General features: G+C 37.1%; 7 protein-coding genes and 3 pseudogenes. 4 read left to right on the top strand and 6 right to left on the bottom strand.

Going from position 1 to position 9,238, the window contains the following annotated elements; all coding sequences use genetic code 11:
- Together ARSQ2_RS04650 and ARSQ2_RS14030 are read left to right on the top strand one after the other, a co-directional pair.
- On the top strand, positions 1-287 hold a 287-nt coding region (locus tag ARSQ2_RS04650), incomplete at its 5' end, for a transposase (protein WP_181994526.1).
- On the top strand, positions 238-372 hold the full coding sequence (locus tag ARSQ2_RS14030) for a hypothetical protein (RefSeq protein WP_276529423.1): 135 nt from the start codon (positions 238-240) through the stop codon (positions 370-372). The genes ARSQ2_RS04650 and ARSQ2_RS14030, both read left to right, overlap by 50 nt.
- A 321-nt stretch (positions 373-693) precedes the next feature.
- Here ARSQ2_RS14030 and ARSQ2_RS14035 read toward each other — a convergent pair whose 3' ends face one another.
- The gene (locus ARSQ2_RS14035) at positions 694-1,050 is read right to left on the bottom strand and encodes a hypothetical protein (protein WP_181994527.1); all 357 of its coding nucleotides are present in this window, start codon (positions 1,048-1,050) and stop codon (positions 694-696) included.
- 898 nt (positions 1,051-1,948) lie between these two features.
- Between ARSQ2_RS14035 and ARSQ2_RS04660 the strand changes: the two are divergent.
- A pseudogene (locus ARSQ2_RS04660) lies at positions 1,949-2,607 on the top strand (epoxyqueuosine reductase QueH).
- Positions 2,608-2,728: 121 nt separating this feature from the next.
- Here the strand turns inward: ARSQ2_RS04660 and lysS are convergent.
- From lysS to recJ, 3 genes and pseudogenes are all read right to left on the bottom strand, one after another.
- Positions 2,729-4,243, bottom strand: coding sequence for a lysine--tRNA ligase (lysS, locus tag ARSQ2_RS04665; protein ID WP_181994528.1), 1,515 nt, complete (start codon positions 4,241-4,243; stop codon positions 2,729-2,731).
- A gap of 9 nt (positions 4,244-4,252) precedes the next feature.
- A protein-coding gene (gene prfB, locus ARSQ2_RS04670) for a peptide chain release factor 2 (protein WP_181994529.1) occupies positions 4,253-5,351 on the bottom strand; the annotation gives its coding sequence in 2 pieces (ribosomal slippage) (positions 4,253-5,275 and positions 5,277-5,351; 1,098 coding nt in all).
- A 275-nt stretch (positions 5,352-5,626) separates the two neighbouring features.
- A pseudogene (recJ, locus tag ARSQ2_RS04675) lies at positions 5,627-7,301 on the bottom strand (single-stranded-DNA-specific exonuclease RecJ).
- Positions 7,302-7,457: 156 nt separating this feature from the next.
- Here recJ and ARSQ2_RS04680 point away from each other — a divergent pair.
- Entirely contained in the window at positions 7,458-7,616 is a 159-nt protein-coding gene (locus tag ARSQ2_RS04680; RefSeq protein ID WP_181994530.1) for a hypothetical protein, read from the top strand.
- Between the two features lie 102 nt (positions 7,617-7,718).
- Here ARSQ2_RS04680 and dsbC read toward each other — a convergent pair whose 3' ends face one another.
- On the bottom strand, positions 7,719-8,252 hold the full coding sequence (dsbC, locus tag ARSQ2_RS12555) for a bifunctional protein-disulfide isomerase/oxidoreductase DsbC (protein ID WP_420837738.1): 534 nt from the start codon (positions 8,250-8,252) through the stop codon (positions 7,719-7,721).
- Positions 8,229-9,104, bottom strand: a pseudogene (xerD, locus tag ARSQ2_RS12560) (site-specific tyrosine recombinase XerD); the annotation flags it as partial. The pseudogene xerD and the gene dsbC, both read right to left, overlap by 24 nt.
- Positions 9,105-9,238 lie beyond the last annotated feature (134 nt).

A 9,238-nucleotide genomic window follows, 5' to 3' on the forward strand; every position in this document is an offset into this window, starting at 1 on the left:
ATATCAATATTAACAGCGATGTTTTCTATGCATTGGTCACCCAAGTCCTTATCCCAGTACTTCCTAAAAACAGTGTAATCATGATGGATAATGCAACTTTTCAAAAGAAACAGAGTATTAAACAAGTCATCATCGATGCGGGGCATATGGTGAAATATTTGCCTACCTATTCGCCAGATCTTAATCCAATTGAACGTAAATGGGGACAAGCTAAATGCAAAAAAAAAGAGCGCTCGGATGCGACACAGATATTTTGTTCGCACTCAATATGGTGTAATCAAAATTAAGTCGCTTAGCTATATCCTCCCCAGGGTGATAACCAAATACCTAATGCCGCATGATATTTTTCGGCTACTATTTTTGATTTATTAAACTCATTGGAGAAATTAGCACCAAATCCCCAGTTACCGGTTAAATTATCCCAACCATCTTTAAATAAAGAGCCATTTAATTTGACACCGCGTTTTTGACAAACTGTTCGCCATACTGTTTAATACGTAATAATGCTTGCTTTTGGGTATAGGGATTAAAAAAACCAATATCAAGCCAAGAATTATAGCGTAAATAAGGATGATAAGGACGAGCACGAACAAAATTTAAAAGCTGATTGGCATTACTTCGTAATTAGCCAGCTGCATAAATGCCAATATAAGTTTTGTAACTAAGTGTATGACCTGGCTGTAAAGGAATGGCCTAGGCTATTTTTTCTGTTACTCGGCCTTCATAAGCTATCGTATTAATTAACGGATTTTCTGGAATGACAAAAAATGAATCACTAATAATTGGAGAACTGACAACTGAACCATAAACAAAAGGCGCCTGCGTCTTAAAAGGCATTAATAACACCATACTCATGTTTAGGGGATTATTTTCAGCGCTGATTTGGATTTCATAACGGCCAAAATTGGCCTTGTCACATAAAGACAATATTGTGGTGACTTTGATAGTATCTTTAATATAATTTATTATGATGGTATTTTTATACTGCTTAGTATCTTGCAGGTTAAAATCTTTTTTCGTTAATTTTTCCTGAATTAAAATTAATTTCAAATAAATTATCAGTTTTAATTGCATCATTATTTTTGTTATTTTTAAATCAAAGTAATATACCTTTCTTATTATCGGATAACAGCATGTTTATATTTTTACCCGTCAGTTGATACTCTTTTTCCTGTAAAGATTTCACTAAACATAATGACATAAATATACTCAATATAATAAAGCTTAATGATCTCATACAATAAACTCCTATTGACTGCTTAATTATTTTATTTTGAAAAAATCAAGTCCTAAAGCATGTAACATGGCTTATTACAGCAAAAAACATATCAAGAAAGTGTGAACTGGTTGGCAGTTTTTGGTTTATATGACTAACAGTAAGCAACTAAAGCATCATTTAGTGATATAAAAACAGATAAAAGGTGAATTTTAACCAAAAATTCCATTACTAAAATATTTAAAAATGTATCAATATTTTCTCCAGCTTAAAATTTAATTTATAACATTCAATTTCTTCATAAAATTTCTCTATTTATTTACCACTACTAACACTGTTGTTTAGTAGAAGTTTTTATACTAAATAACAGTTTCTAAAGTTTATTTACCATATTTTCCGCTATATCTTTTATTAATTGAAATATTATCTTATTGCAATATTTGATATAAAAACTCTTTCTTTAACTAACTCTTTATATTAGTTAATACCACAATGAAAAATTATCGAATATTATATTAATATTTAATAAAATAAATTTTTATATCAATCTAAGTCGATGTAAAATTACTTTAAGTAAAATATAGTGGGTGTTTTTATCGATTATAAGCGGCAATAAACCTTCTTGGCGTCTATCGAAAACAAATTTGACCCAAAAAAATAAAAGACTATTATATATCTCTCGCTTGCTGTTATTATTAGCCCTATTATTGATTACTATAAAAATTTGCAACTATGGATAAATTTACCCGTTCTAAACTAACGCTGCCTAATGGCGCAAATAAATTATTACTGCATTCTTGTTGCGCGCCTTGCTCAGGTGAAGTAATGGAGGCACTAAGTGCTTCCGGTATTGATTATACTATTTTTTCTATAATCCAAATATTCACCCACAACGAGAATATGAGATCCGCAAAAACGAAAATATTCGTTTTGCCAAGGAGCATAATGTGCAGTTTTTTGATGCTGATTATGATAGTGATAACTGGTTTGCACGTGCCAAGGGGTTGGAGCAAGAACCTGAGCGTGGAATTCGTTGCACTATGTGTTTTGATATGCGATTTGAGGGTACCGCTCTTTATGCTGCCGAGCATGATTTTAGCATTATCTCCAGTTCATTAGGTATTTTTCGCTGGAAAAATATGCAACAGATCAATGATTGCGGTAAGCGTGCCGCCAGTCATTACGATGGCCTAACTTATTGGGACTATAACTGCCCTAAACAAGGTGATTCCGCAAGAATGGTGGAAATTAGTAAGCGCGAACAATTTTATCAACAAGAATATTGCGGTTTTATCTATTCTTTGCGTGATACCAATAAACATCGGCGCACACAAGGGCGGGAGATTATCCGCATCGGCGTTAAATATTATACTGACGACAAACAACCCTAGTGAGGCAAGCTATTTCAATAAGCAGACAAGCGTTAAATACTATATTGGCGACAAATAATAGATCGAAAAAAAAATAGCAGTGCCTGGCTTCAGCCAGGCACTATTTATCCAATTTGCTAAACTATTTACCAGGCCGTAATGCTGGAAACAGAATAACATCACGAATTGTATGACTATTGGTCAATAGCATGATCATCCGATCAATACCAATACCTAAACCAGCCGTTGGTGGCAATCCGTGCTCCAGTGCAGTGATATAATCCTCATCATAAAACATGGCTTCATCATCACCCTCATCTTTCTGACGAACCTGCTCAGCAAAGCGTTCAGCTTGATCTTCTGCATCATTTAGCTCAGAAAAACCATTACCAATTTCACGACCACCAATAAAGAATTCAAATCGATCGGTAATAAATGGATTATTATCATTACGACGAGCCAACGGAGAAACTTCTGCCGGATATTCAGTAATAAATGTCGGTTGGATCAAATGGCTTTCCGCCACTGCCTCAAAAATCTCACACTGTAGACGACCTAATCCCCAGCCTTTTTCTACCTCTATATTGAGTGATTTTGCGATGATTGTCGCTTTAGCCAGATCATTCAAATCAGCCAGATCAGTTTCGACCTGATATTTGACTATCGCTTCTTTCATCGTCATTTTGCTAAAAGACTGCCCGAAATCAAATGAATGCTCACCATATGTTACCTGGGTTGTGCCTAATACTTCTTGCGTTAACGTTTTAAATAACTCTTCGGTTAACACAATAAGATCTTTATAATCAGCATAAGCCATATACAGTTCCATCATGGTAAACTCTGGATTATGCCGCGGCGAAATGCCTTCATTACGAAAATTACGATTAATTTCAAAAACTCGCTCGAATCCGCCAACAACTAAACGTTTCAAATAAAGTTCTGGCGCAATACGCAGATACATATCAATATCTAACGCATTATGATGAGTAATAAATGGACGTGCCGCTGCACCACCCGGTATAACGTGCATCATGGGTGTTTCGACTTCCATGAAATCTTTACTAACCATGAAGTTACGTAAAACCGATAACACACGTGAACGCGTAATAAAAGTCTGGCGCGATTGTTCATTAGCAATAAGATCGAGGTAACGTTGGCGATAACGCGTTTCCTGATCTGCCAGCCCATGGAATTTATCTGGCAGAGGTCGTAATGCTTTGGTTAATAAATAGACTTCATGCGCATGGATGGTTAACTCACCTGTTTGGGTCTTAAATAATTTACCCTTAACACCAAGAATATCGCCCAGATCCGATTTCTTAAACTGTTCGTTATAAATACCTTCTGGTAAGTCATGGCGAGAAACATAAATCTGAATCCGACCGCCCATATCTTGTAAAGTCGCAAAAGAGGCTTTACCCATGATACGGCGTGTGATCATTCGGCCGGCAACAGAGACGTCAATATTCAGTGCAGTAAGTTCTTCCGCATGCTTCTCATTATATTTACCATGCAAATCGCCAGATAAATACTCACGGCGAAAATCATTAGGAAAAGCAATGCGATTACCACGCAATCCGGCCAATTTTTCACGCCGAGTTTTTAATTCATTATTTAAATCAAGGGATCGCTCAGTACCCTGTTGTTGTTGAGACATCTTTTTTCCTCATAGGCCAGCTTTTAAGCTTGCTTCAATGAATTTGTCCAGATCACCATCCAGCACAGCTTGGGTATTGCGATTTTCAACACCGGTTCGTAGATCTTTAATTCGAGAATCATCGAGCACATAAGAACGAATTTGGCTACCCCAGCCAATATCAGATTTATTTTCTTCTAATGCTTGTTTATCGGCATTTTTCTTTTGCATTTCTAGTTCAGATAATTTTGCTTTTAGTTGCTTTAATGCCTGATCTTTATTCTTATGTTGAGAACGGTCATTCTGACATTGGGTAACAATGCCAGTTGGAATATGGGTTATACGTACCGCTGACTCTGTTTTATTAACATGTTGGCCACCAGCCCCTGACGCCCGATAAACCTCAATGCGTAAATCCGCCGGATTGATTTTAATATTTATATCATCATCTACTTCAGGATAAATAAACGCTGAGCTAAATGAGGTATGGCGGCGACCACCGGAATCAAAAGGACTTTTACGTACTAATCGATGAACACCGGTTTCAGTCCGTAACCAACCAAAAGCATACTCACCAATAATCTTTATCGTGGCAGATTTTAAGCCTGAAACATCACCATCTGACATTTCAATAATTTCTGTTTTAAAACCTTTTGACTCTGCCCAACGAAGATACATGCGCATCAACATGCGAGCCCAATCTTGCGCCTCAGTTCCCCCTGAGCCTGCCTGTAAATCAAGATAACAATTAGCACTGTCATACTGCGCTGAAAACATACGACGAAACTCTAATTGTCCCAGTTTTCCTTCCAGCTGCGTTAACTCCGCGACCGCCTCATAAAAAGTTTCTTCATCATCAGCTTCAATTGCCAAATCGAGCAAACCAGATACATAGTCTAAACCTTGTATCAAGGCATCAATAGTTTCTACTATTGCTTCAAGAGAAGAACGCTCCTTACACAACGTTTGGACTCGCTCTGGTTTTTCCCACACATCAAGCTGCTCAAGTTCTGCATTTACTTCTTCCAAACGTTCTTTCTTGGCATCATAGTCAAAGATACCCCCTCAAGATCTTCGTCCTCTCAGACAGATCCTGAATTTGATTTTTTATTGGATTAATTTCAAACATACTCTTATATCTTATTTATGTTATTTTCATTAAAAGTCATAAAAATATAAACCGCTTATTGTAGCGGATCTGATTGCTGGATTATAGTTTTTCAGTTAATATGCTTCATGATAACTCATTTTGCCAACCAAATAACCGCTTTTAGTCAGTAAATGCCACTATAAGAATAATGCTTTAAATCTAACTAGTTGCAATTAGTGACAGAAAAATAGTGATTATAATAAGGGAAATCATAACTATACCTAACACTGTTGATGGTCAAAATAGGCTAAATACTATTTGCAAGGCCATAAATGCTGAATAAGTAACTGGATGTTACGATTACCACGATACTCATTCACATTTAATTTATAAGCCAATTCGACCATTTTAATACTATTGTCAGGCCAATAAGCGGTATCAATATTAAAGGCGATGCCATCTATAATCGGACCACCAGCCAGTGGTTCTAACATCACTTTTAGATGACAATCACCGGCAAGACGTTGTTGCAGTAGGCGAAATTTGCCATCAAAAATTGGCTCAGGAAAAGCCTGTCCCCATGGCCCACCATTTCTAATTAGTTCAGCAATATCCAATGACAACTCTTCATTATTTAGTTCACCATCACTCCAAATAACCCCTTCAAGCATATTGTTATCCAGTAGTTCTGCCATCAGATTAGCAAAGTTCTCTTGAAACTGAGTAAACTTCTGCTCTTCCAGCGTTAATCCTGCCGCCATAGCATGGCCACCAAACTTTAAAATTAATCCCGGATTAAGCATATCTAAGCGTTCAAGGGCATCCCGTAAATGCCAAACCATAGATGGAACGCCCTGACCCCTTCAAAATCCTTTCACCAGCCGGCGCGAAAGCAATAACCGGACGATGAAATCGTTCTTTGATCTGAGAAGCCAATATTCCTACTATTCCCTGATGCCATTCAGGATGATAAAGTGCAAGACCATTCGGTATTTGATGACGTTTTTCTTCTATTTGCTCAAAAATCTGCCAAGCCTCTTGCTGAATATGCTGTTCAATTTCGCGGCGAGTACGATTTAAATTATCTAATTCATTAGCCAATTTTCTAGCGTGAACGATATCATCAGTCAATAACAGTTCTACACCGATTGACATATCATCTAATCTTCCCGCTGCATTAAGCCGTGGCTCAATTGAGAAACCTAAATCATTAGCAACCAGACGACTAACATCACGTTTGGAAACTTCAATCAAGGCTTTGATCCCGACACAGCTTTGTCCCGCCCGAATACGGTTTAAACCTTGATAGACTAAAATACGATTATTACTATCTAAGGGAACAACATCGGCCACCGTACCTAATGCAACCAAATCTAATAATTCAGCCAGATTAGGCATCTTACATGCTTGTTGCTCAAACAAACCAGTCTGGCGCAACGCAGCACGTAATGCTGACATCAAATAAAAACTGACACCAACCCCCGCTAATGCTTTTGATGGAAAGTGACAATCAGCTAAATTAGGATTAATGATTGCTTCTGCACAAGGCAGGGTTTCTCCTGGTAAATGGTGTTCGGTAATAATCACTTTTATACCGTGTTGTTGAGCAACAGCAACTCCTTCATAGGAAGATATACCATTATCAACGGTAATAATAAGTTGCGCTTTTCTTTTAATTACTTGATCAACAACCTGTGGGCTAAGTCCATAGCCATCTTCAAATCGGTTAGGAACCAAATAATCAAAATGACGATATCCCATCGCACCCAGCGCTCGCAGTGCCAATGCCGTACTGGTTGCACCATCGGCGTCGAAATCACCGACCATTATAATTCGCAAATGTTTATTCAGAGCAGTGATTAATAACTGAACCGCTGTTTCAATACCATTAAGTGATTGGTAATTAAGCAATCCTTTTGCACCTGTTTCTAACTCATTTTCTGATAACACACCTCTCATAGCGTACAAACGGCGTAATACCGGAGACAAATGAGCAGGAAGGTGGCTATCATCTGCTTTCGGTCAGCGATGAAGCTGTATTTTCATATTTATTGTTAACTCATTATAATTTTTCTTAAGTTTTTCTAACCCTTTAACTAAATTATCTGCCGTCATATAACCAAGGTATAGCTAGACGACTTTAAAATGATTACAAGTAATTACTCTATATCAGTAAATTTATATTGGAGAAAAACATATATTTTTGTAATCAAAATTAAGACGCTTAGCTATATTACTGTGCCATCGTCTCACACCATAGCGGGTGTCCCATTGATACCAAGCATATGGTCGATATTAAATTGAGCAGCAATATCGACTGTTTTGCATTTTTCAATCGGAGAAATCGTTTTGCCTTTAAAAGGGTCTCTTAATACTTTTTAATGCTTTTTGTCGATCAGCAGTACATCAGATAGATGTCATTGTTTTAGCTGATTCGTGGTGAAAGCCATTACGAGGGAATGCCAAATAACGTATGGTGATACCCTTTTTATTATATTCTGCTATATCTTGATGAAATTTCTTGCAATAACCACAGGTAACATCGGTAAATACGGTGAAAACATATTTTTCCTCTGGTAATTTAAATATGATCATCTGGTAGCTCATTGCTTCTATTTTCTTTGCCAAGATCTGATTTGTAACATTAACCGGCATTTGACCACTTAAATCATAAATCGGTCCTTCTAATAAATACTTACCGTCTTCAGTCACATAAACCAGACCTTGGCTAGTAATTACTGTACTTAAACCTAAAATAGGTGACGGATGGATATTCTCAGTTTCTATGCCCATTTTATTCAATCCTCTTTTAATTGCCACATCATCAGCCAATGCAGAATGTGACATTGCGGCCAGAAGACCAATTAACCATACGATATTTTTTTCATTTAGAATTTCCTTGATCCTCAATGAACCTCGAGGATGATGTTGTTGGTGCAATTGCCTTAAACGCTCTGTGGCAACATGGGTATAGATCTGGGTGGTAGAAAGATCACTATGTCCAAGTAACATTTGTATACTACACGGAGATCTGCCCCATGATTCAGAAAATGGGTGGCAAAAGCATGTCTTAATACGTGAGGAGAAAGTTTTTCACTATCAATTCCAGCAATTGCTGCATAATCTTTAATCCGATGCCAAAAAGTCTGACGTGTCATTTGCGTACCTCTTTTACTCGGAAATAATACATCATTAGTCAATCCATTAAGTAAGATTGGACGACTTTCGGTTAAATAAGTTTCCAACCAATAAATAGCCTCTTCACCCAAGGGTACCAATCGTTCTTTATTACCTTTTCCAACTACCCGAATAACACCCTGACGTAAACTAATATCTGTTAATGTTAGCCCAACCAGTTCAGAAACACGTAGCCGACATGCATAAAGCACCTAAAGCATCGTTTGATCTCTTAATTCAATCGGATCATTAGTGATAGGTGCATGCAGTAAATCTTCAACTTGTTTCTCATTAAGATTTTTAAGAAGCCGTTTCGGCAATTTTAGGTGCCGACAATTGTGCGGTCGAATCATCGGTACGTAGTTTTTCACGATAGAAATACTGAAATAAGCGTCGCATGGCACTCAGTAAACGAGCAGAACTGGTGGCTTTATAACCGCCCTCTACCAGTTCTGCCAGAAAAGATTATAAATCGATGATCTCCATCGTAAGCAGATCGTGACCATGGCGCGATAACCAATTAACTAATGCTTGTAAATCAGTATGGTAAGAAGAAAGCGTATTAGCGGCTAAATTGTGCTCAAGCCAAATAGTATCGAGAAATTGTTCTATCAACGAATGACTGTCTCTATTTTTTTCAGTTGACACAACAGCACTCCTAGTAAATTAATTGCACCATATTATGCCTCAAAAATGCTTTCTGCCACAATGTCATCTTCACATTTATGAATATTGTTTCTTTATTAATT

This window comes from Arsenophonus endosymbiont of Bemisia tabaci Q2, assembly GCF_902713415.1.
Taxonomy (GTDB): domain Bacteria; phylum Pseudomonadota; class Gammaproteobacteria; order Enterobacterales; family Enterobacteriaceae; genus Arsenophonus.